Below are 20,859 nucleotides of genomic sequence, written 5' to 3'. Positions count from 1 at the left end.
AAAATACTTCTATTTTGGATTTTTCTCAAAATAGAAGTATTTTTACTTTTCACTTTTTTTCTTCAACGTATGTTGCCATACGATACGATATGATATCACACTGCATCCCCTCCCACTATACTACTACCCATATTTAGCTCCCGACAGAAAATATAGCGGTTCTTTCCAAAATTCTTGGCCGAATACAAAGCTGCATCAGCATTTTCAAAAAGTTCTTTATACCGTTTTCCGTTTCTTGGGCATACAGCAATTCCAACACTAACACCTATTTTGACCTGTTTATCCGGTGTTTCAATGGAATTAACGCCTTCCAGAAAAGCATCCAGATAGACTCCGATCTCTTTTCTCTCAGTTTTTTCCGGCAACCAAACTTGAAATTCATCTCCACCAAATCTGCCAAATATTGCCGTATCGGAAAAGGTTTTTTTAAGCCATTCTCCCATCATATGTAGAACCATATCGCCATATAAATGACCATAATTATCATTAACTTCTTTAAACCAGTCGACATCTATCACGATAAGAGTACCTTTCTGTTCTTTGCAATCCACCAACTCTGTAACCAGTCTAGAGAATGCTGCTTTTGTCATGCATCCAGTCAACTTATCCGTATCCCTTTCTCTTTCAATATGATGTCTCTGTCTTATCTCCTGCAGTTTTGCCTTTACCATACGCAAATGTATGAAACCACCTACAAAAAGACAACAAATGGAATTTACGGTATCGGCATATGCCAAATAGTATTTTTTACACCGAACCCCCAATATAACAAACCCTCCTATAACCAGAACAAAATAGCCAAACATTCTTCCCGGATAATCTATAAAAAGCAATGGTGCAACTATCATAACTATGCAGAAGGTCGTTGCTGAAGTATCTTTTCGAATAAATGTATTCAAAGCAATCGCATATGCGCATATCATTGTCAATGCCGCATACCACAACAGTATAATAAAACCTTTCCCTTTCTTTCGCATTCTCTGACAGAGTAGCCAAATCACCATAAATCCAATCGTTATCGCTCCATATGCCACCTTATTAGGCCCCATCGCTTCCGAAAAAAAGCTCAACACAAACAATATCATAAATATCATCGAAAGATATTTCGATGTGGAACTTAACGTATCAAGATTCTTCTCCAGAATCTCATTTTTCATTGCCTGATATTCCTGCCTCTTGATTCCTCCATAAATCAAATTGCAGACCCATTCATGGAAAACCTTCATCCTATTCCGTCGCCTCGCTTTTCCTATAGTATGTCCAATTACTTTTCCGTCTTGCTATATTATAGCCCAAGTAAATTCAAAATACAATATTATTCGGTTCATTACAGCATTTCCATAGGCAATTCCAATGCATTGCAATATGGTAACAACTTTTCCTTTTGTTCATGTGTAAGCCTCTTGTTCCCACGCATCACTTTGAAGAAGTTGACTTTTAAAATGTGTTTTTCCACTTCGCACCATTTTCGCCGGAAGTCCATAATCATATGAATGCCTATATTCACCTTCACCCATGGTTTCGCTTCCTTGTATAGCAGGCATCTACATATTCTACTTTTGAAAAATAAATCGGTTCCATCTTTTCACCCCACATATCAATACCTCCTGTTGCAATAGTAAATTTGTAATATAAATGAATTTTTAATTTCTTAAATTTCTGCATAAAAAACCGCATCTTTCGATACGGTTTTCACTAAATTTATCAAAAATACTGTACAATATTATTTTTCTTTTTGCTAATGACTGATTTCATAAACATAAATTCCACTTTTACGTTGCAGTTGTATTAAATCTTCTGGAGATTTCTTCCATATACACCTCTGCAATATATGATGGCCCATTACACCAGAGCTTTGTGCTCTCATCATAAAGTGCCTTACCCGTCTTTGAAAGAATAAAATCCGTTAAGACTTCTTTTGAATCTCTTCCGGTATCTTCTGCAATTTCTTCTACAGCCATGGCAATCAACAGATCAATTGTATAATTCATTCGTTCCTTGGAAATTACTTCTTCAGCCATATCTTCTCACCCTCCACAAAGTGAAGACACGCAAGTGCCTCCTTCGTTTTGAAACAATACTGATCTTTTAGTTTATTTGGTAGTAACTGTCTGATACAGAAATCATCCGCTTCCTTACTTCCCATTATTCCAAAAGCCCCTGCAATATATGCAGTTAAAGTAGTATTTGTGGCATCGTCTGCAATTTTCCCGACAATAACATCATACTTAGACATCTTATTTTCAATTTCATTAATGGAACGTTTTTTTCTATGCGCTGCTATGCAATGTAACCAATCAGTATCTGCATCCTCAAAAACATGAATTGCCAAATCGCTTTTCAAATTCACTTCAAATGTAGGCTTGTTCCTTTGATGATGTCAGATAAAATCCCCGCCCAAAATCTTTTCTCCTTGCGCATTTCTCTAGCTGAGGGTCTTTCACTTCACAATAACTCCCATGATATAGGATTAATCCATTGACCAATTCAAGCATTTACTTTCAGCCCCTTCCTTTCAAGGAATTCTGAGATATCCTCTAACACAGCATCATCACCCTCGCAGTGGAAAATCCCATAACCGGTTTCAATATATCCGAGAACATCAACTTTTTTGAACAAGTCAACAATCTTTTCAATTGGTAAATGCCACTCTTCCGATGCCAATCTAATCAGTCTTGTCTGCATAAATGTAATCTCTGATTTTTCACTCATTATGAAATCCCCTTCCTATCTCCGACAATAATCTTTCCGTTTAGATTACTTTTTGCATTTCCTTTACATATATTATATTTAGCATCCGTCGTTAAGGCAACCATAATTTGTTTCATTAACCAATCTATAGCCCAAATTCTATAGAATTTTTCTCATTTTGATGTGGCTCTAAAAAATGTACCGGAATTCCTTTTTCTCTTGCATATGCAATTTCCGTTTTCGTGCTGTCTCCGATGTAATCTCCAACATTAATGACAAAAATCTCATCAGCCATGTCTATTTTTCTCTTATGCATATCATCAAGCATCTCTTTCGTCGCGGTAATAGTTCCCTCATCCATATTCTCCCATACCTCAGAATCACCCGAATGCCCAAACAGCCCAACCGAAATCACAATATATCCCTGCAAAGTCAGTTTCTTTTGTGTTTCCATGAACTCTTTCTTAAACCTTGTACTCCCACATAAAGTAACTACAGGATACTTTCTTTTCATTGCCATCAGTACCATCCTTTCGAATGCAATAAATCATACTGTCTCAGTGTTTCATCTCATATTTTTCTCTTCATCATTTCAATCGTTTCCTCAACAGTAACTGCCTGTGCATATCTAACCGGCCACATAAACTCGTTATAGTATTTATATGCCGTTTCTCCGTCAAAGTATGGATTATCATAAGTTGAATTTGCATATGCCGGAATGATAATATGAAATCCCTGCTCGAATCCACTTTTTACTGTTGCATCCAAACAATAATCTGTAGATACACCAACTATAATTATGTCTTTTTCATCCTTTGACTTCAAATATTCTGTTAACCCTGTCATTGCATGAAACGCACTATTTACATTCTTTTCAAAACGTTTTTCTCCATCTGCGGGTGCAAATTCATCAAATATCTCATAGTTATCTTTTCCTCTATCAAGTTCAGTCCCTGGCCCATCATCATGTTGTACATAAACCACCTCAATATTATTTGCTCTCGCCTCTGCTATGAGTTTCTTTATATTTTCTTTCACTGTTTCAAATGCATAAAGTGACTCATTGAAGCAACCTCTTTGTGTATCTACTACCAACAAAACCATATTCATATCCTCTTTTCAGCATTAAAATGTAATTTGCTTTTTATTATACTCGCTTATCAGCTCAAACGAAAGCCCTCCATGCTAATTACATTCTCAAAGGCACTTCTTACTCCTTCTTTGCTCTGATAATTTGCAGTACATTATCTCTGTTAGCTCCGCTCTGTGAAAAGAAATCTTTCTCAGAAATCTCTAATGCATCTTCCATGACAGATGTATTGCCTATTCTATAGGGACTTTCAGGTGGCTCAAATTCATCGAAGCCCATAAGGATTCCGAATAATTTATAATTTACTACCGGCACCTTATTTTCATCCAACATGTAATAATCCCTATTATAGTAATGCTCATCATCAGGGGTTAACCTTACGATTCCAAACTCTCCAGTCGATTGAATTCTAAAATAGGAAATGATTTCTCCACCAGCTTCATCAATTTGCATTCTTATCTCTTCTCCAACAGTCATAAAGCACCTCCTTTATTCATCTAACCACCATGCTTTTACAGCATAATCGGTAGAAAAACTGTCCTCTACAAATTTCAGAATATTACCGCCATCCGGATGCGACAAATCATCGCATGTTGCTTCCAATTCTTGCCGTATTTTTTTCGCCATCTTACTATGGTCAATAGTTTCGACCAATGTCCCCTGCTCAAACACAAACTCCTTCAACTCTTTATATGCATACGCCCTTTGAAAGCCCATATGAATATAATACTTACTAAGGAAATTGTTGCCCAAAAGAATCTTACCAGTAAAATCTATCGGGATATTAATATTTTTATATTCTCTGTGTCCCATATGCTTTTCACTTTTTGTCGGTTCCTCAATCCATTCTCCGTCCTTTGTATCGATGTATAGGTTCTTGAGAACAAGACCCGACGCCTTTACTTCAAATTCACACCAATAACCTCGCCAACATGCAGTACATATTGCAACCGGTTTCAACCCATATTCTCGTGGATTAAACCTTAAGTCCCCTGTAATTGCAACCAAACTATACTCTTTTCTCTTATGCCTATAGCAATCAGATCTCTGTGCTGTCATATTGACCTCCTATCTATCCAGGCTTTCGCCTGTAATAACATCTTCAATCTCAAGCACACAAAGCACTCCCTTTGGAAGTACATAAAGAACAGTTCCTCTTGCTGTATCTCCAACCTTGTCGTACAGTCTACCGGCACTGAAACTCTCTCCAACTACTGTGTAAGGACTATTTGCAACATAACCAATCGTTTCTAATCCAGACATTTCAACCTTGATAGCTTCTTTGTCATATTCATTATCCGGTTCCTTGACTAGTTTCACTTCCATCTTAGGTTCAATAAACTTCTGTCCGTGATAATGATTTGTTCCTGCAATCGTAAAATAAATCTCTGCCATATTGACACCTCCTGAAATTGTATAAATACTTAATTTGTTCCTTTGGGGTATTTCGTAATTATACATTATCAGGTAAGGTGTCCATTAAAAATGACAGCCTAAAGCTGCCAAACGGCAAATTCAGCTGCCATTAATTCCATCCCTTCCACACATCAGGCTGATAACCTAGTGTTGACTGTTTCCCATTCCTTACAACCGGTGTCTTAATTACAGAAGGATTCTCCAAAATTTTTTCCAGTTTGTCTTCATCAGCAATGTACTTGATAAGCGCAAGCGTATCTTGTTCTTTTCCATCCCAATTAATCATATTCTCAAGACCACCATTTACCTGAGCAACCGATATGAATTCACCCTTACTCATGCCCTTCTCTTTCATATCGATAAACTGATACTTGATACCACGTTCCTTGAAAAAGCGTTCTGCTTTCTTGGTATCGTTGCATTTTTTCGTGCCAAAAATCTGTATGTTCATTACTTCATAACCTTTCCAATCTCGTTATTCGTGCAATAAGATAGCATCCTGCCTATATGACGATTCCATTACAATGATCCACTTCATGCTGGATGATTTGCGCGGTCCAACCGGAATACTTCCCATGTTGTTGCTTAAAATTCTGATCAAGATAATCAACCTCAATCTCCTTGTATCTGGTGCAAGGCCTTACCCCATCCAACGAAAGGCACCCTTCCTCTGTCTGGAAAGGACCGGTCTTTTTCTTAATAACCGGGTTAATCATTGCAAACTGAAATGGACCTGCCGCTACAACAATAATATTTTTCTTTACGCCTATCATGTTTGCTGCCATTCCGACACAATGGTCCAAATTTGCCCTAAGAGTATCCAAAAGATCTGTTACTACCTACTTGTCTGCTTCCGTTGCATCTTCAGATTTCTGACCAAGAAACATTGGATCCCGCATTATTTTTTTAACCATAAGTTACTCCTTTTCTTCCTGTCTATATGTCATCATGCCTAAGAATTACATATCTTTGTAAGTTCTTAATCTCACCATTTACTATATAAAAAAATAGACTTCATACCACGGATTATAGCACTTTTCAAATTACTTTTGTATATGATATCTTCGAAAAGGTATACAATTCAAGGCCGGAGCCCCTAATCCCCTGCCCTAATCATTTAAATTTCATAATCATTCTCCTTCCAAATCTAATCAACCGATTGCGACCATATTTTGCTTTCTACATTTACAGTGCCCCATCTTCTCTGCATTCCTTATAATACGGGCACACCAAACAACACTGCCCGCATTTTTTCTTCTCAATTCTTCTTTTCCTTTGAATCCAAAATAAAAATCTCCCCATCTTAAATCTCCCGTCACTTTTGTTAATTTTTTTGTTAATTTTACTTTACTCAAAAACCTGTCCGTTAAAAACCCCAACTCATTTTCTCCCTCATAAATTCAAAAAAATCGGGCAGCAATTGCCCGATTTTCATAACTACTGTTTAATTCAAATTTCCAAGAAACTCCTTTGCAGCTTCTCGCATCTGCTCTACTACTTCACTTGGTCCGGTTACCTTCACATCCTTACCCAGACTAAAAATCCATCCAAAGAACTGTGGGCTGACATTCACGTCCACAAGAAGCTCACTGTGCTCATCATCAATCGTCCGAAAGGAAATGTCCTTACCAAATCTGTCAATGAAAACCCCACACATATCATTGGCAAATTGAATTTTCACCTTTGTCTTCCGCCCCTGATACATCCCGAATGTCGACTTGGAATACTCAGCCATATCAAAGTTTTTGAATTCTTCTTTACCTTCACGCATCTCATCTTCAATAGAAATTCGCATCATCTTATCTACACGATAATGCTTAATCTTATGATCCAAATCATCAAAGGCCACCATGTAATAATTCTCATCATCCCAGGTAAGAGCCCATGGACTGACAACGAACCAGTCTCCATTATGTCTTGGAACAAGTTTTTTATTTATGTCCCATTTATAATATTTGAATCGAATCTTCTTATTCTGATTGATTGCTGTATGAACATCATCAACGTTATAATACACGGACTCATTCATGGTCTTTACGCGATCATTGATATACACCTGGCGTTGCAACTGCTTCGCCTGATGCTCGCTTACAAAGCTCTTAATCTTGGCAATCAGTTCACGGGATTTTTTCAGTGTGATAAACTTCGAAGACTGAATCGCATCAATAAGAAGCTTCACCTCTGCAAGTTCAAATTCTCTTGCTCCAACATGGTAATAGGTTTCTCTACCAATCTGTTCCTTTATAATCTCAACTCCAAACTTCTCTGTCATATCCTGAAAATCTGTATAAATACTTTTTCTCTCAGCGGTAACATTGTATTTTTCAAGTTCATCCATAATTTGTGGCATGGTAAGGCTATGCTCATCATCCGTCTTCGCCTGCATTATTTTCATAAGATAAGTAAATTTAAACTTCTGGTTCGTTCCTCTCGACATAATTTTTACCTCCGTGTAAATTTTATTATCTTAATTATGAACTCCTCATGCCCCAAAGTCCACCACTTTTTAACAGATTGTGGAAATTTATCGGACACCTCATGCAAACTATTTGCTATACTGATACCAATTTCTCCATAGCATTACACATTTCACCTTACTTAACAAAACATACTATTTCCATACGTTTTCTTTTGATGACCACATTCCAAAAAATTCATCTTCTCGCAATATCGATTCATACAAAGGACCTATAAATCGGTCAATCTGCGCCAATGCTAAAGAAAAATCCGGTTTCTCAAGTCCTGGTCCGGGATTATAATTACTCCACAGTTTTTGAAGAAATTCATTCTGATTAAATGCTTTTATCTGTTCCATGCTATTTCTCTCGTATGGAGTCCCTCTGTGCTGCAAGGTTTGAAAAATTGCTTCCTGCAACACTCTGCCTTCAAAATCAAATACCTGCGACCAGTAGTAGATATCATAAAAATCTTTCATCCTACTGGAAGCAGTCATTCTCTTTAAAATGGCATCAAATTTCTCTGCCATTGTGCTCTCCAAAGAATATGTATAAACATTTGGCTCCTTAAAGCCATCCAGTCTGGTTGTTACAGCTCTCTTAACTGCGCCGGGCACTATCACATCATCCACACCAATATCAACTGAAAATGGAATTCTCACATTTTTGATATGCGCCATCAGATTTATACCTATACCGGGATATTTCTTCTCCGGTGTAATTTCCTTCGTTCCAAGGACCTCCATAGCAATAAAATCATTGTGAGTATCTGTTTGACAAATTTCCTTCATGATTGTTTCCATTCCAGCTACATCATTTGACATTCTCCTTAACATAAAATCAATGTCCATGGTTGGTCTCCCCTCATAATTTGAAATAGTATATAAGAACATTCCTCCTTTCAAAACAAGATTCTCCGCATATTGCGATATTTCAAGTTTACGAAGAAACTCTTCCTGTGCAAAAAGCTGTAGACAGGTCTGATAATTGATTCCTGTTTCCTTCGCCTGTTTCTTTAATCTAATCAGCACAGATGCTCCCATATCCTTTATCTCTTTTACAGCCATACACCAATCACCCTTCTTGCCTTTTTTTCAACACCAAGTTTCGAGGCATACCTCATCAATTTTGCAGCATCCTTATCCTTATCACTAATATACCTTTTAATTACTGTGTTAAACACTTCTCCATCCATCGTATTAACATGACGCAGACAATCACAAACAATACGCTCTCTGTCATAAATCTTTACGTCAATTCCATCTATATTTCCTTCACTCACACCAATATCCAATCTGGATGCCTCAATAAAATGCGGTTTTATGATAGGGAAATCCAGTTTAAACTTATTTCTTGCTGACTTATTATCAACAGCTATATGCCAAACTCCCGGTACTCGATCTGTATAGCCATAATACATTGCAGCTGATACATCACAGATAATTGCCTCAGGAAAGAGACATGTTATTACTGATACTTCTGTAAAAGCTTTTTCATCCTGCCACTGATAATAACCATACTTAATCTTCTCTACTCTTCCTTCTTTTATTAGATTTTGAAGCATCTGATAAGATATCCCTTCCTTGGTAAGTTCGCAAGTACGCATTATTCCGCCATATCGTCCAAATATTGATTCATAATTCATATCCCTATTCATGTACATTACCTCATACAACTTTATACAATTTCCCAGCAGTTTTTGTATCAAGTTCTATTATACACAAACAACGCGAAAAATCAACTTGATACAAAAAGTTTTATATTTTTGTATCAAGTTCTAAAAATAATATGACTCACACCGCCTCTTCCATTAATTCTTTCACGAAAGTAATCTTATTCGCTTCTCTTATTTTTTCATCAGACATCTTTATGCTTTCCTGAAAACCCTTTACCAATTGTTCTGTATCCACATGAGTAATAATTGATTCCAAACAAGCCACTTCTTTCACTAATGCTTTTCTCTCAACCTGCTTATCTCGTAAGACTTTATAAACTTTATACCCTTGAGCAGCATTGTAATTAGTCCCCTCTATGTAATTCAAAACCGAGTTTATTTCATCATCCAATCGACTAATCTCTTCTTTTATAAGAGATACTTTTACTTCAATCTCCTGCCAAAAGCGAAGTTGCTGTCCCATACTTTGAAATATATCAAGTGTTTCCTGTGGTTCTGTGTCCATCTCATGTTCTTCCACTTCCACAGTAGTATCTATTTCCGTTTCCTTAATCCCTAAACTTATAAGCAATGCCTTGTCCACCTGCTCCATAACCGCACTACCGACATTTCCAAGATACTGTTCCAACCTGCACTGATCTATTGTTTTAATTTGCTCTGCACAAATATCACTTTCTCTGTTTACTATATTCAAATCACTAAAATGAACGTGATATGGCAAACCGAACTTACACTTTGTAGATAAACACAAACAAATAGTTGTGGTTGATTTCTTGTTCCCCAGATTATTTTGAATAATCAATACCGGTCGCCGCTTTGCCAATTCATGCCCAACTGCATCCTCAACGCTGCCAAAATCCGCATAATAAACATCGCCTCGTTTTACACTTCTTACACATGCCGGAAATGCTTTCTGTACACCATTAACCATCTTTCGTCTCTCCTTCCTACATTTCTTTTATATCCCATGATTATCACAAAATACAGCTAATACCGAACTACAGATAATCCACAAAACAATTGTGATTACCACCGGTACATTCTCTGCATTGTCACCCGCAAATAATGCAACTATACCGGCTCCTAAAAACAAGCCACCCACTGTACTTAAAATGGCACCAAATGTAGATATTCCATTACTCGGAGTATAAGAAGAATTTTTCTTCTGCCCATTAGCATCTTTATATATCGGATACTCAATATAATTGTCCGGCCAATCTTTCTTACCGTCGTGATTCCAATCGTAAAGTGCCATAATAATTACCTCTCTTTCTTGGTTTTGATAATTCCCTTTTGTTAATTTTACTTTATTTAAAAAGCTGTCCCTTAAAAATGCCAGCTTGGTTTTGCTTGCAACTACTTTTTCATTTAAAAAGACACCATCACTTATATTCCTATAAGTAATGATGTCTTTTTTCTAACAGGTGTATCGTCTCCTACTTACTATATCTGAAATTATTAGCAGTTTCCATTATATTTCCACCTTATTTTGATCATGAATCTTCTTTATATCCGAAAAAGTATTCTCTCTAATATTTGTTTCTTCTGCATATTTTTGAAAATCACCAACAACCAAACTGATCTTGGAAATAATATCCATACACTTTTTCTTTTTGAGTCCCATTTTCTCACCAACTTCTAATAAATCTGCGAGACATATGTTGCTCTTTTTCCCATTTATAGTCATCTGATGAGCACTTAACCACTTGTTGGTAACATCATACGAATAAGTAACATCGTATGCCGGTGATAACCTCCACTTTCCGCTTCGATCCATTAAGAAAGATATATTTTTCACATGATCATCTTGATTAACCGCCACACAATTAAACACCATTCTGCTATAAAATTGCTCTATATCTTTCATCGGTAAATTTATTTCTCGCATATACCCCGCTGCCATTTCGTAACTGCACAATCTTGGCTCTTTATAACTAATATGTGCCATCGCCCCCAGCGATTGCATGTGTATTTTTTTCCCACCAACACGATCAAATCGCTTTGTCATAAAATGGTTCTCTCCAGCATTTGAATATATTCTACATTCATTCATCTGAATTCCTGCATCCAATGCCATTTTATAATATGCATACTCAATTAAAGTGTATTCTGGCGCATCCTCCAATCCATGATCGCCATTTTTTGAAACATTGTCAAACTTCATCAACCAGTAATCATAATCCTTATCAAGGTTGAGCTGTCCAGAACGAATCTCATTTGTCTTTTCATTCCACGCTATTAACGCCTTAGCTCGTGCACCACCAGCAGAACTTCCGACTTGCACTAACTGCGAATATGTCAATGCTTCCTGTGCATTTAGCATAACCCGCTTTCTCTGATTCAGTACATCAGAAGCAAACTTAACCATTTCGGACACATCAATATTCTCATTAATATCACTTATTTCCGAACTAGCTGGCACATATTCAAGTGCTCCCATTCCCCTTTTACCTGTGTAACATAGTCTATCGATTGCAGTAAAATCTTTTATTGATTTTCCTTGTGAAGCAAGCCATTGTTCTATAACTTTATTTCCAAAAGTATCAGGCAAGGAATCTACAACCAATCCAGGCATGCCAAAAAATGGCTCTCCTGAAAGAAGCGGAAACTCGTAAACAATATTACTAAGCGGCATCATTATTGGCGATATTTCTATTCCACTCTTCAAAAAATCAGCATCATATTCATACGATGCATATGGCTTATCTAAATCTTGATGTATAATACCAACTCTGGTCCCCCATAAATATACTTCTGCAGTTGTATTCATTTATTCTTCATCCCCCCATTTGAAATTGCTGGCAGAATCCTTTTTTTTGCGAACTCGTTGCTTTGGTTTCTCACTTTCTTTTAAATAAAAAGATGGACGCTTCGTTTGATCCGGTATTAATAACTCAATATTACTCTCAAGATTAAGCGCAGACAAGATTTTTATCAAACTTTCAAGCTGAACAGATGCTCCTTGTTCTAGCCTAGATATGCTACGAACAGATACCCCAGACTCCTCCTCCAAGTCTCTCTGCGAAATTCCAGCATTAATACGATATTGCTTAATCCTCTCCCCAATAATTTTTTGGTAATCTTGATAACTTTTTTTACTCACTTTAACGCGCCACCTTTGTCTTTTTATGCCCATATTATATATTATTTTGCCATTTTTGTCTAGTTATCTTTTATTCGCTTAATATCTAATCCAGCAAATATCCCTTGATGTTGCGAACTTTAGTAGTATTCTATCCCATACAGCCCATAACATACAAGATATTCTCTTTGATAATCTCAGAATAACCCTGGTATTCCGCCATCACATCCATCTCTTCTGCCAGCATTCCGCAACAGAATATACGATTTATAATTGTCTTTTATCTTCATTAGTCTCCTCCTTCAAATTCCCATTTTATGCATTGAAATACATGTCATAAACGATATAACCATGTACGCCATCCAACGATCCTTCATATGTTTCCTGACACATCATGCATCGTGGTTCTTCCATTGGCCATCCACTTGTTGGAAAAATGTTGTACTCTGATGATGTTTTAAATCCAACTTTATTATAAAAGTTAAAATTCCCTTCCACGGTTATTCCTTTATAGCCCATTTCCTTTACTTTCTCAATTCCCATTTTAAGCATAGCGCTTCCTATTCCCTGATGGAAATAATCAGCATGAACTGATACAGGTGCTAACATAACAATTTCAGAGATTGGATTATCATCATGTCCTCCTTCTTTTGTTGGTGATAACGGAAAATGTGAAAACAAAAAGTGTCCTACCACCTCGTTATCTAATTCTGCAACAAAGGATAACTCTGGAATATAATATTTTGAATCTCTGATTTCCTCTACTAATGCAATAATATCGCTTCCATCAGAATAGTCTGTTCCTTCTTGAAACGAACGCAAAATAAGAGAAATAATACTCTTATAATCTTTATGTTCTTCTGGACGAATTTTAATCTTCTTGTTCATCATAATCATATCCTCTTTTCTACTCTTCTTTTGAGTTTTAGCGTTGGCAATTCAGATAACTGCTTTAAAATGAATTGCAACACATTTTATATCGACTGTTTTTACTCTCTTCAGTTTGAACTATCGCAAATTTTGCGACAGTTCAATTATCTAACTCTTCCAACATTCTCCCAAACGGCTTCACGGATTCTTTTCCCTGACGCCTAATTCCATTATTTTCAAATGCCGCCTGCTCCACCTGAATACTTTCATCTTCCAGCCATCTATGCCCGGTATATTCCATATCAAGAAACATTCTAGTAAGGTTACCTGTCATCTGTCGATCTGGCTTCTCGGCAAATATTATCTCGCCTACTCCAGTCATATACTTATTAATTTCAGTTTTATTGAATCCTCCAACTTCCATGATGTATGGGACGGCCTCTTTGATAATCGTCGCAAACTTATCAGCACTTCTTGGCAACTTATTTCTGAAAATCAGTGAATACATTGTTTTGTCATTCATCAGAATAATTGTATTCTTTCCATCAAGCTTAGTTATATGACCATGCCATGCATATAAATCATCAATCTGTATCTTGGCGGATACCTTCTGTAATTCAGTTTTCTTAATATTTAAGGCATCTGTTAACGCCTTCGAACAAAATATGTACATATCCTATCTACTCCTTACATTTCCACAATGCCATTGGATGGTTCTTTATTCTTTTAACAATATCAACATCGTCAAAAAGTAACTCTGGAATATACTTTTTCTTCTCGAAGTTATCAAGATATTCCTGCTCCTTCGCAGTTAGAATCATTAGGTTTTCTATATACTCCTTAGCAATCTTTTTTCTCTCATCCAATTGAAAGTTGTCCTTCTTATTAAGCACTGGAAATAAATCTCGCCTGATTTTATTGAAGTCAAGCGTATCAATTGCAGATGTATCAAACGATTTATTGAGCATATCAGCTGAAATCGTCATATAAAACACAAAGCATTTTCTGAACAAATCTCGCTGTTCTTCAAAGAGTCTCTCAGACAACATATTGCACCAATCATACAAATCCCTGGCCGCAGCTCTTGTAATAAGAGCATTGCCTTTAGCTGCGAATATTTCCATAGGATTCACCATTCGTATTTTCAATCCATCATCAAATGCCGATGGAAGAATGCTTCTGTACACCGGTTCAAAAACATGAGCTCTTAAGGAATAATTGAGTTCAATCTTAATCATGTCCCTATTGCCACCAGCATTCTGATAATTGTAGTGAAATGCATCCAAGCTATGGCTGAATCTCGATGCATCTGATAACAGATATCCTTCAGACTCCATGTATTCTTTTATCACATTCGTGATTTTCTCTCTACATTCAAGCATATCCTCTCTGGTATCATTAGGAGTATAATCCATATCAATATCCACTGATAATCGAGGCAGATTAAATACTGTAAGATTAATTGCAGTTCCACCCTTTAAGAGTAAATGCTCTCTTAAGAACTCATCTTCATTCAAGAATCTGAGTATTTCCTTTAATCGAAGCACCTTTTCAAAAGTATCTCTCACAAATCCACTTTCGGTAGCCATTCTTCCAAGTTCAGCTCTATTATATTGCGGCATCTTCCATCACCCCATTCTTCAAATTATAAATATTCTCTGGAATCACCAGCTTCCACTCATCAACATATCGTCCACCTGACATATCCTTAGTCAGATAACGCTTGCTCTTTCCTATTTGACTTTTGCAGATATCAAAAAAATCATCTGACAACCCCATCTGCTCTTTATGTCCAGAAAGAAGAAATCCCATCTTCTGGTATAGGAACTGATTAGACAAGAGGTCTAAATATTTCAACACTCTTTTTTCTTGCATCCGTTTCACACTTCCAATGTCCTGAAGAACCTCTTCAATTCCTGATATTTTATCCATATCCTTTACGCAGTCTACTACGGTTCGTTCAAGATTTGTAATTCGGATTCCACCGCTTAAAGCAGGTGTTTCCACACCTTCCAGATCCTTTGATGCCACATATCGATAGGTGTATCCATCAAAATCAAACTCTCGAAAGCTGGTTTCTGATGCAACATAGACATCGTAATATACCTGATCGGTTATCCCATAATATTCCATAGCGGTATGGTGAGACACATAAGAGGTTGGCGTAATCTTGCTTGCTATCTGAAATCGATTAGCAACCGGCGCCCCTGTCTCTCCACTGATGCAGGTATACATATTGTTACGGATTTTCGCCACCATTCCCTCCTTCATCAATCGCTTGATTGCAGAGCGAGCGCTGTCCATATTGTCATAATATTTATTTACATCTTCAACAGTAAATACTGGAGTTTTCAATAGCTCAAAATACAAATTCAAAATCAACACCTCCATGTTTTTAATTCAACTTGGGTTATGTATAAGCTATTTTGTTTGTTTTATAAACCTAATATACAACCAGTTTCCATTAGAGTCAAGTTTAATTTTCTTTCATAATGGTTTATACAGCTGTTGATTTGTCGTATTTTTAAACTTTTTTCAGTGGTTGATGCAGAATTTGCACCAACAGACACATGATATTCTCGTTACTCTATCACCCAGCAAACTGCGGCATATCATGATTCACCTCGGCCCTATAATAACTGCTTATGGTACTTCCAGCATTAAACAAACTTGCAAGCAAATAACTCTTAATATTTCTCACTTTAGTAGTATTCTTCCCCAGGCAATTGATTACATACTCCACATGAGAATAATTAAGTTTCAGGAACTTGCTTTTCACAAGATTCTTTGGATACACATCACCTGCAATTGTAATCTCCTCATTCTTGGACAGAACAGTTTCCAGAATCAGTTCAAAAATTCCCTCTACCATCTCACGATCATAAGGATAAGCAAGAAGAAGGCTGTCATAATCAATATTCTCTTTGATGATTTCGCTATAGCCTTCCATCTCATCAATCGCATCCTCTTGTGTAAGATTGATTGATAAGATAGGATTAGTTTTACTCATATTAGTCTTATTTATATTATTCTTATTAGGGTTCAAATTCTGAACACGGTTGTGTTCATTTTCCGGACACGCATGAGTTCGATTTTCGAACACGGGAGTATCTACCGAGTTCATTTTCTGAACTCGTGGAACAGAGTTATCCACAGTTACAGAGTCTTCTTCCACAGAAACCTCACTAATTCTTTCCCTATCAGTAACTGCGCGCACTTCGTCCTCAGTAGCATCCTCACATACGAAATTCATCACATAGAACACGCTGGCCTTAGCAATTCCCATATTCTTCTTCTCGATAAGACCAATTCCACTTTCACTATCAAGTTCCTTAAGAAGCGCAACAGCCTTAGTCTTCCCACAATTAAGCGTGCTCATAATATCTTCTAAGCTATAATTGATATATACTTTGCCATCCTCATCCAACCACTCATTTGTTAGTGAAAGACTCATCCTATCAAGCATCAGGGCATAAAGAGTCTTCGCATCATTGCTCAGTCCTCTGAAGCACTCTTTTTCATATAAAGCACGAGGAAGTCGGAAGAATGCATTCTGACTTGCCTGTGCACTTGTGTAATAGCTATATGTTATTTTCTCACTCAAACCGCTCCCTCCCTTCATACAAATCTCTTGAGATAGAGCTTCATCACTTCGTCTTTTTCTGCAATCTCAAGCAATCCAAATTTCTCTAACTCCTCAATAGCAACAACTGCCTCTGATTCTTCCCAGTTAAGCTCTGCTCCAATTGCAGCTGTATTTACCAGGACATATACATAATCCTGGGTATCAATCCATCCCATCTCCACGGATTTCTGCTGTTTCTCCATGAGCAGCGCATACATAATCTTGGCGGAAGCAGTCATATTCTTAAACGTCTCCTCTTTCATAAAAGCCTTTGGAATATAAAGATAGCCTAGCACAGATGCCCCTCCTGTCAACATATCAAATCCCACATTTACACCTGTAATTGCAAAATACGAAACACATATTGCATCATCCAATAATAAAGCGGTTGAACCCTATATATGTTCAACCGCTTTATATTCTTTACCTGACAAAAAGATACCCTTTAAAACATTTTCATATCTTTAATGCCAAACATTATACTACTCATCATTATCAGCATCAAACTCCATTATATGTAGTTCTCCTGAATCTAAGTCCATTGCCATACCTCCACCCATATCTTGCATAAGATTTCCTTCGGTATCCATCATCATTCCTCCTCCCATGTCAACACAATAATCTCCATCAGAATAATCGAATCTGCTTTTCATTGTCTTTCCTCCACTAATTTAAACTAAAAATATCATAACCATTTCCGATTCTTTTTACTTGATACAGAGTATCCTCAATCCAAAATGTAATCTTATCAGCTGCAGCATCATTAGTTGCAATATTCGTACAGCAAAGATTCTCTATTACACTTCTTCCTCCGCATGCCTTTGGCAATATATGATGCAGGTTCCAACCACAGTAAATTTTTTCATGATTATCATATACATAATAGTCACTATCTCCATAACCATCTTTGCACATAAGGTATCCATGAAAATCTTCGGCGAATCTTTTTTCTCCAAAACACATTTCCCAAAGTTTTAGTGCATTCTTTTTATTAATCTTCATTTATTTCACCTCCTAACCTGACCAAAATAAAAAAGCCTATACACTATACGTGTATAGACACAAAGGTCAGATTATAGTCTTTACACGCATAGTTATTAAAGCAATTCTTATAAATTGCCTTTAATAAAATATGGTGTAAAGCTGTGAAACAATAATTTACGCACCTGTGGCTTCTCATTACTTTCTCAAAGAATCAACTAGAATGTCTGTCCTCTGATAGTTTCCGAGGTTTACAAAACACTATAATACCACATCTTTTTAACCCAATAGCATAAAAGACCGTTCTAACACCTGCTCTCTAGTAAATACACTTGTTAAAAGTTTCATAATATGTACCACTGGAGATAATGGTATTATTTACATTATCATTCTACTACTACGCTGCATAAATTACAATCAAATAATTAATCGAAACCGAACCCATAAAAGCAAAAAGACCACTCCCAAGTCTACACTTGAAAGTGGTCCATACACACTGGTCAATACTCTTTAATTTTCAGTTATTTCTCATTGTGTCCTTTTACAAATCCTTACATTATGCTCCATACATTATGCAAACTTTGCATAATATTTGCATAATCTCGAGACTAAAAAGTCTGCAAAGCCCGATAAACACTGGCTTTATTTATCCAAACTCTTCATCGTCGGGAATTTTTTTGATTGCTAAGCTAACTCTTGTATATTCTTGCAAACCCTTGGAAAATGGGCTTTCCCGGATTCTATATACTTGGATACTCTTGGACGTTTTTTTGACTTTTGTGCGTCCAAAAGATGTCATTCGCCTTAAAATACGTCTTTTTATTTTATGCATGTACTGCTGTGTCAAACACAACAATACTTAGCAAGTATAACATATTTGTCACAGTATGAATAGGTATATTTTTCAATCTTCAAAGAGTTCAATCGCAGGACTCTTTTCTAAAAAATATCCATATTTTTTGATAATTTCTCAATTACTGATTTGGTAACATCTGGGTTTGCTTCTGCATATATGTTCATGGTAGTCGATACATCAGCATGTCCCATTACCTCTTGAATTACTTTGATGTTGGTTTCATTCTCGCAAAATCTTGATGCAAACGTATGTCTGAAGATATGGCAGGAGAATCTTGGAATCATAACAGGTTCTCTCTTCTCCTTTTTAGCAGCCACCTCTTCTTCTGAATTATGTGTATCCACAATTCTCTTGATTGCCCGGTTTACTGCTGCTGGGTTATGTGGCATCCCAAATCGGTTTGTAAATACAAAATTGGTCATTCCATCCACATTCTCAACACAAAAGCCTTCCTGCTTCTGTCTCTCATATTCTTCCTGAAGCACATCATATACCTGCTGCATCATAGGTATTCTACGATTACCTGCCTCCGTCTTTGGCAAAGATACTCTAAACTCACATTTATATGAATCATCCGCTCTCTGGTAATATGTTAAGCTATGATTGATATCAATGATTCGATTTTCCAAATCAATATCATCCCAGCGTATCCCAATTGCTTCTCCTATTCTGCATCCAGTTCCTAACAAAAATACAAAGAATGGATACCAGTGATAAAAGAACGGATTCTTTGCTACATACTCCATGAATTTTCTCTGCTGATCCACAGTCAACGCTCGCCTTGTTTTTCTGGCACCACCATTACGCTTCTTTACTTCACAGTATGCTCCATCTACCGGATTCTTCCTTATGATATCATCTCTCACAGCAAGCTGAAATGTAGGTCTTAGTACTGTGTTAATTGTCTCAAGCGTATTAATCTGTAATCCCTGATTATTAATCAAATCTGTATAAAAGAACAACACGTCTGAGTATTTCACATCTCTTACCTTCTTCTTGCCAAATGTATCACGAATAAAATGATTCCATGTGTACAAATAATTACTGTAAGTAGTGCTGCGCAATTCTGTTTTAGTTGATATGTACCTGTCAAACAAAAAGTTTACATCAGCCTTTAGGTCAGTTTACAAGGAACTACACGCAGACCGTGAAACGGGCTGCTGACAACAAACGGCGCTATGCTCCCGGCTGGGTGCATAGCACCTGTTTGTTGCGGGGGTTTCCAAAGGGGGCAGCGCCCCATTTGGCACACGACTTTGCGGAGCAAAGTGTAGTGTGTTATACGCTCTGTCGGCGTTGCCCTGAAAATACCGTTGCCGCCGGGGAGGGCAAGGGCATTTGACGCGGCAGGAAAGCAGGGCTTTGTTTGGGGCTGGTAAGCCGGAAACAAAGGGCTGATTTCAGCAGCAGACAGGGCGTATTATGAAAGCCCCCGTCCCTCGTCCTCCGCCCCCGGCCTATGGGACAAAAAGTCCCAAAGCTCTGGACACCGTGACCAGATGTGTGGCCACACTCCGGGAAAAGTAGCAGGACGGCAGGAAACCGTCAAGGCTGAAATGAATGGGCTGACGCCCGGCCTTGACCGTTCCCCGCCGCCCCGCTGGATGGGTGGACAAGGTGGCCAATCCCTAAAAGTGTTTGGCCGCACTCGTTCATTTTGGGGCCTTTCTTCTCCCAAAATTGAAATGGGCGGGAAAGCCCTAAAATGGCTTTCCCGCCTTGATTACCCATTAGCAAAGACGGGCGAGACTGTCAACGGCGGCGCTGAAAGCGCCGTTCATCTTGACCGTTGACTGGCTCGCCTGGCTTTGCTACTGCCCGTAAGAGATGGAAAAACAAGATGGAAAACAAGGTTAAAAATGGTTGACAAGTCTATCGGATGTGTGTTATACTGTGCGACAGTTTGAGATTGGAAGGAGGCTTACGTGTGTTAATTTGTGTACGCTAATAAGCAATAAAAAGTAGAAGTACCTTTCCACATGATGGTGGGCTTTTTTTGCGTGCGTATGCAAAGGAACACGTAGGTTTGACACGAGCAGTCTTTGAACTGTATCGTGGTGTTTTTTCGTGCTTTGTTGTTATGCAGGCGTCTGCCCTCTCTGTGGGACAACGCCTGC

The 20,859-nt window shown here is 37.5% G+C and carries 30 protein-coding genes and 1 pseudogene; all 31 read right to left on the bottom strand.

Annotated elements, in window-relative coordinates; translation table 11 throughout:
• Positions 1–95: 95 nt before the first annotated feature.
• A complete protein-coding gene (locus BIV20_RS00270; protein ID WP_075721685.1) occupies positions 96–1,226 on the bottom strand; it encodes a GGDEF domain-containing protein in 1,131 nt (376 codons plus the stop codon).
• A gap of 162 nt (positions 1,227–1,388) precedes the next feature.
• Positions 1,389–1,517, bottom strand: a complete 129-nt coding sequence (locus BIV20_RS00265; RefSeq protein WP_278335694.1) for a hypothetical protein — start codon at positions 1,515–1,517, stop codon at positions 1,389–1,391.
• Positions 1,510–1,665, bottom strand: a complete 156-nt coding sequence (locus BIV20_RS00260) for a hypothetical protein (RefSeq protein WP_158024946.1) — start codon at positions 1,663–1,665, stop codon at positions 1,510–1,512. Before BIV20_RS00260 ends, BIV20_RS00265 begins: the two co-directional genes overlap by 8 nt.
• 107 nt (positions 1,666–1,772) lie before the next feature.
• Positions 1,773–2,021 carry a hypothetical protein gene (locus BIV20_RS00255; RefSeq protein ID WP_075721686.1) on the bottom strand — a complete coding sequence of 83 codons (249 nt, stop codon included), beginning with the start codon at positions 2,019–2,021 and terminating at the stop codon, positions 1,773–1,775.
• On the bottom strand, positions 2,006–2,344 hold the full coding sequence (locus tag BIV20_RS00250) for a DUF3990 domain-containing protein (protein WP_278335695.1): 339 nt from the start codon (positions 2,342–2,344) through the stop codon (positions 2,006–2,008). The genes BIV20_RS00255 and BIV20_RS00250 overlap by 16 nt, the downstream gene beginning before the upstream one ends.
• 7 nt (positions 2,345–2,351) lie before the next feature.
• Positions 2,352–2,495: a DUF3990 domain-containing protein gene (locus tag BIV20_RS16660; RefSeq protein ID WP_278335696.1), complete on the bottom strand. Its 144-nt coding sequence runs from the start codon at positions 2,493–2,495 to the stop codon at positions 2,352–2,354.
• The gene (locus BIV20_RS00245) at positions 2,488–2,712 is read right to left on the bottom strand and encodes a DUF3791 domain-containing protein (RefSeq protein WP_075721687.1); all 225 of its coding nucleotides are present in this window, start codon (positions 2,710–2,712) and stop codon (positions 2,488–2,490) included. Before BIV20_RS00245 ends, BIV20_RS16660 begins: the two co-directional genes overlap by 8 nt.
• A 124-nt stretch (positions 2,713–2,836) precedes the next feature.
• Complete coding sequence (locus BIV20_RS00240) at positions 2,837–3,211, bottom strand: hypothetical protein (RefSeq protein ID WP_330554366.1); 375 nt, start codon at positions 3,209–3,211, stop codon at positions 2,837–2,839.
• A 50-nt stretch (positions 3,212–3,261) separates the two neighbouring features.
• Positions 3,262–3,795: a cysteine hydrolase family protein gene (locus BIV20_RS00235; protein ID WP_075721688.1), complete on the bottom strand. Its 534-nt coding sequence runs from the start codon at positions 3,793–3,795 to the stop codon at positions 3,262–3,264.
• A gap of 106 nt (positions 3,796–3,901) precedes the next feature.
• Positions 3,902–4,258: a hypothetical protein gene (locus BIV20_RS00230; protein WP_075721689.1), complete on the bottom strand. Its 357-nt coding sequence runs from the start codon at positions 4,256–4,258 to the stop codon at positions 3,902–3,904.
• Positions 4,259–4,270: 12 nt separating this feature from the next.
• Positions 4,271–4,840 (bottom strand): hypothetical protein, encoded by a 570-nt coding sequence (locus tag BIV20_RS00225; RefSeq protein WP_075721690.1) that lies wholly within the window; start codon positions 4,838–4,840, stop codon positions 4,271–4,273.
• 9 nt (positions 4,841–4,849) lie between these two features.
• Positions 4,850–5,176: an HIRAN domain-containing protein gene (locus tag BIV20_RS00220; protein WP_075721691.1), complete on the bottom strand. Its 327-nt coding sequence runs from the start codon at positions 5,174–5,176 to the stop codon at positions 4,850–4,852.
• A gap of 130 nt (positions 5,177–5,306) precedes the next feature.
• Positions 5,307–5,648 (bottom strand): arsenate reductase family protein, encoded by a 342-nt coding sequence (locus BIV20_RS00215; RefSeq protein WP_075721692.1) that lies wholly within the window; start codon positions 5,646–5,648, stop codon positions 5,307–5,309.
• Positions 5,649–5,700: 52 nt separating this feature from the next.
• Positions 5,701–6,111: pseudogene (locus BIV20_RS00210) on the bottom strand (peptide deformylase).
• 237 nt (positions 6,112–6,348) lie between these two features.
• A complete protein-coding gene (locus BIV20_RS00205; RefSeq protein WP_075721693.1) occupies positions 6,349–6,576 on the bottom strand; it encodes a hypothetical protein in 228 nt (75 codons plus the stop codon).
• A 65-nt stretch (positions 6,577–6,641) separates the two neighbouring features.
• Positions 6,642–7,634: a helix-turn-helix transcriptional regulator gene (locus BIV20_RS00200; protein ID WP_075721694.1), complete on the bottom strand. Its 993-nt coding sequence runs from the start codon at positions 7,632–7,634 to the stop codon at positions 6,642–6,644.
• A 174-nt stretch (positions 7,635–7,808) separates the two neighbouring features.
• Positions 7,809–8,720 carry a nucleotidyl transferase AbiEii/AbiGii toxin family protein gene (locus BIV20_RS00195; RefSeq protein ID WP_083655270.1) on the bottom strand — a complete coding sequence of 304 codons (912 nt, stop codon included), beginning with the start codon at positions 8,718–8,720 and terminating at the stop codon, positions 7,809–7,811.
• Complete coding sequence (locus BIV20_RS00190; RefSeq protein ID WP_202817017.1) at positions 8,711–9,310, bottom strand: type IV toxin-antitoxin system AbiEi family antitoxin domain-containing protein; 600 nt, start codon at positions 9,308–9,310, stop codon at positions 8,711–8,713. Before BIV20_RS00190 ends, BIV20_RS00195 begins: the two co-directional genes overlap by 10 nt.
• Before the next feature lie 136 nt (positions 9,311–9,446).
• Positions 9,447–10,259, bottom strand: coding sequence for a type II toxin-antitoxin system PemK/MazF family toxin (locus tag BIV20_RS00185; protein WP_075721696.1), 813 nt, complete (start codon positions 10,257–10,259; stop codon positions 9,447–9,449).
• Positions 10,260–10,286: 27 nt separating this feature from the next.
• Positions 10,287–10,583 (bottom strand): hypothetical protein, encoded by a 297-nt coding sequence (locus tag BIV20_RS00180; RefSeq protein ID WP_075721697.1) that lies wholly within the window; start codon positions 10,581–10,583, stop codon positions 10,287–10,289.
• Between the two features lie 216 nt (positions 10,584–10,799).
• Entirely contained in the window at positions 10,800–12,098 is a 1,299-nt protein-coding gene (locus BIV20_RS00175; RefSeq protein ID WP_075721698.1) for a type II toxin-antitoxin system HipA family toxin, read from the bottom strand.
• Positions 12,099–12,431: a helix-turn-helix domain-containing protein gene (locus tag BIV20_RS00170; protein WP_158024947.1), complete on the bottom strand. Its 333-nt coding sequence runs from the start codon at positions 12,429–12,431 to the stop codon at positions 12,099–12,101.
• Positions 12,432–12,725: 294 nt separating this feature from the next.
• Entirely contained in the window at positions 12,726–13,301 is a 576-nt protein-coding gene (locus BIV20_RS00165; RefSeq protein WP_242939868.1) for a GNAT family N-acetyltransferase, read from the bottom strand.
• A 139-nt stretch (positions 13,302–13,440) separates the two neighbouring features.
• A complete protein-coding gene (locus tag BIV20_RS00160; protein WP_075721700.1) occupies positions 13,441–13,953 on the bottom strand; it encodes a DUF6933 domain-containing protein in 513 nt (170 codons plus the stop codon).
• A 7-nt stretch (positions 13,954–13,960) separates the two neighbouring features.
• Positions 13,961–14,902, bottom strand: a complete 942-nt coding sequence (locus BIV20_RS00155) for a nucleotidyl transferase AbiEii/AbiGii toxin family protein (RefSeq protein ID WP_075721701.1) — start codon at positions 14,900–14,902, stop codon at positions 13,961–13,963.
• Positions 14,889–15,665, bottom strand: coding sequence for a type IV toxin-antitoxin system AbiEi family antitoxin domain-containing protein (locus BIV20_RS00150; protein ID WP_242939872.1), 777 nt, complete (start codon positions 15,663–15,665; stop codon positions 14,889–14,891). Before BIV20_RS00150 ends, BIV20_RS00155 begins: the two co-directional genes overlap by 14 nt.
• A 205-nt stretch (positions 15,666–15,870) precedes the next feature.
• The gene (locus tag BIV20_RS00145) at positions 15,871–16,884 is read right to left on the bottom strand and encodes a DUF6017 domain-containing protein (RefSeq protein ID WP_075721734.1); all 1,014 of its coding nucleotides are present in this window, start codon (positions 16,882–16,884) and stop codon (positions 15,871–15,873) included.
• Positions 16,885–16,898: 14 nt separating this feature from the next.
• The gene (locus BIV20_RS00140; protein WP_075721703.1) at positions 16,899–17,201 is read right to left on the bottom strand and encodes a replication initiator protein A; all 303 of its coding nucleotides are present in this window, start codon (positions 17,199–17,201) and stop codon (positions 16,899–16,901) included.
• A gap of 186 nt (positions 17,202–17,387) precedes the next feature.
• Positions 17,388–17,558 (bottom strand): hypothetical protein, encoded by a 171-nt coding sequence (locus BIV20_RS00135; RefSeq protein ID WP_192848891.1) that lies wholly within the window; start codon positions 17,556–17,558, stop codon positions 17,388–17,390.
• A 13-nt stretch (positions 17,559–17,571) separates the two neighbouring features.
• Positions 17,572–17,907: a hypothetical protein gene (locus BIV20_RS00130; protein ID WP_075721704.1), complete on the bottom strand. Its 336-nt coding sequence runs from the start codon at positions 17,905–17,907 to the stop codon at positions 17,572–17,574.
• A 918-nt stretch (positions 17,908–18,825) separates the two neighbouring features.
• On the bottom strand, positions 18,826–19,722 hold the full coding sequence (locus BIV20_RS00125) for a site-specific integrase (RefSeq protein WP_330554365.1): 897 nt from the start codon (positions 19,720–19,722) through the stop codon (positions 18,826–18,828).
• Positions 19,723–20,859 lie beyond the last annotated feature (1,137 nt).

The sequence above is a fragment of the Roseburia sp. 499 genome (assembly GCF_001940225.2).
Lineage (GTDB): Bacteria > Bacillota > Clostridia > Lachnospirales > Lachnospiraceae > Petralouisia.
Note: the sequence above shows the minus strand (reverse complement) of the source record. Positions and strands in the feature narration are given on the sequence as shown.

Excerpts from the sequence above, each read along its gene's own strand:
- BIV20_RS00265 (WP_278335694.1), bottom strand. The coding sequence starts at position 1,517 with ATGGGTGAAGGTGAATATAGGCATTCATATGATTATGGACTTCCGGCG.
- BIV20_RS00235 (WP_075721688.1), bottom strand. The coding sequence starts at position 3,795 with ATGGTTTTGTTGGTAGTAGATACACAAAGAGGTTGCTTCAATGAGTCA.
- BIV20_RS00135 (WP_192848891.1), bottom strand. The coding sequence starts at position 17,558 with ATGAAAAGCAGATTCGATTATTCTGATGGAGATTATTGTGTTGACATG.
- BIV20_RS00165 (WP_242939868.1), bottom strand. The coding sequence starts at position 13,301 with ATGATGAACAAGAAGATTAAAATTCGTCCAGAAGAACATAAAGATTAT.
- BIV20_RS00160 (WP_075721700.1), bottom strand. The coding sequence starts at position 13,953 with ATGTACATATTTTGTTCGAAGGCGTTAACAGATGCCTTAAATATTAAG.
- BIV20_RS00185 (WP_075721696.1), bottom strand. The coding sequence starts at position 10,259 with ATGGTTAATGGTGTACAGAAAGCATTTCCGGCATGTGTAAGAAGTGTA.
- BIV20_RS00220 (WP_075721691.1), bottom strand. The coding sequence starts at position 5,176 with ATGGCAGAGATTTATTTTACGATTGCAGGAACAAATCATTATCACGGA.
- BIV20_RS00175 (WP_075721698.1), bottom strand. The coding sequence starts at position 12,098 with ATGAATACAACTGCAGAAGTATATTTATGGGGGACCAGAGTTGGTATT.
- BIV20_RS00240 (WP_330554366.1), bottom strand. The coding sequence starts at position 3,211 with ATGGCAATGAAAAGAAAGTATCCTGTAGTTACTTTATGTGGGAGTACA.
- BIV20_RS00200 (WP_075721694.1), bottom strand. The coding sequence starts at position 7,634 with ATGTCGAGAGGAACGAACCAGAAGTTTAAATTTACTTATCTTATGAAA.
- BIV20_RS00260 (WP_158024946.1), bottom strand. The coding sequence starts at position 1,665 with ATGCAGAAATTTAAGAAATTAAAAATTCATTTATATTACAAATTTACT.
- BIV20_RS00195 (WP_083655270.1), bottom strand. The coding sequence starts at position 8,720 with ATGGCTGTAAAAGAGATAAAGGATATGGGAGCATCTGTGCTGATTAGA.
- BIV20_RS00245 (WP_075721687.1), bottom strand. The coding sequence starts at position 2,712 with ATGAGTGAAAAATCAGAGATTACATTTATGCAGACAAGACTGATTAGA.
- BIV20_RS00225 (WP_075721690.1), bottom strand. The coding sequence starts at position 4,840 with ATGACAGCACAGAGATCTGATTGCTATAGGCATAAGAGAAAAGAGTAT.
- BIV20_RS00270 (WP_075721685.1), bottom strand. The coding sequence starts at position 1,226 with ATGAAGGTTTTCCATGAATGGGTCTGCAATTTGATTTATGGAGGAATC.
- BIV20_RS00215 (WP_075721692.1), bottom strand. The coding sequence starts at position 5,648 with ATGAACATACAGATTTTTGGCACGAAAAAATGCAACGATACCAAGAAA.
- BIV20_RS00190 (WP_202817017.1), bottom strand. The coding sequence starts at position 9,310 with ATGAATAGGGATATGAATTATGAATCAATATTTGGACGATATGGCGGA.
- BIV20_RS00130 (WP_075721704.1), bottom strand. The coding sequence starts at position 17,907 with ATGAAGATTAATAAAAAGAATGCACTAAAACTTTGGGAAATGTGTTTT.
- BIV20_RS16660 (WP_278335696.1), bottom strand. The coding sequence starts at position 2,495 with ATGCTTGAATTGGTCAATGGATTAATCCTATATCATGGGAGTTATTGT.
- BIV20_RS00230 (WP_075721689.1), bottom strand. The coding sequence starts at position 4,258 with ATGACTGTTGGAGAAGAGATAAGAATGCAAATTGATGAAGCTGGTGGA.
- BIV20_RS00255 (WP_075721686.1), bottom strand. The coding sequence starts at position 2,021 with ATGGCTGAAGAAGTAATTTCCAAGGAACGAATGAATTATACAATTGAT.
- BIV20_RS00180 (WP_075721697.1), bottom strand. The coding sequence starts at position 10,583 with ATGGCACTTTACGATTGGAATCACGACGGTAAGAAAGATTGGCCGGAC.
- BIV20_RS00155 (WP_075721701.1), bottom strand. The coding sequence starts at position 14,902 with ATGCCGCAATATAATAGAGCTGAACTTGGAAGAATGGCTACCGAAAGT.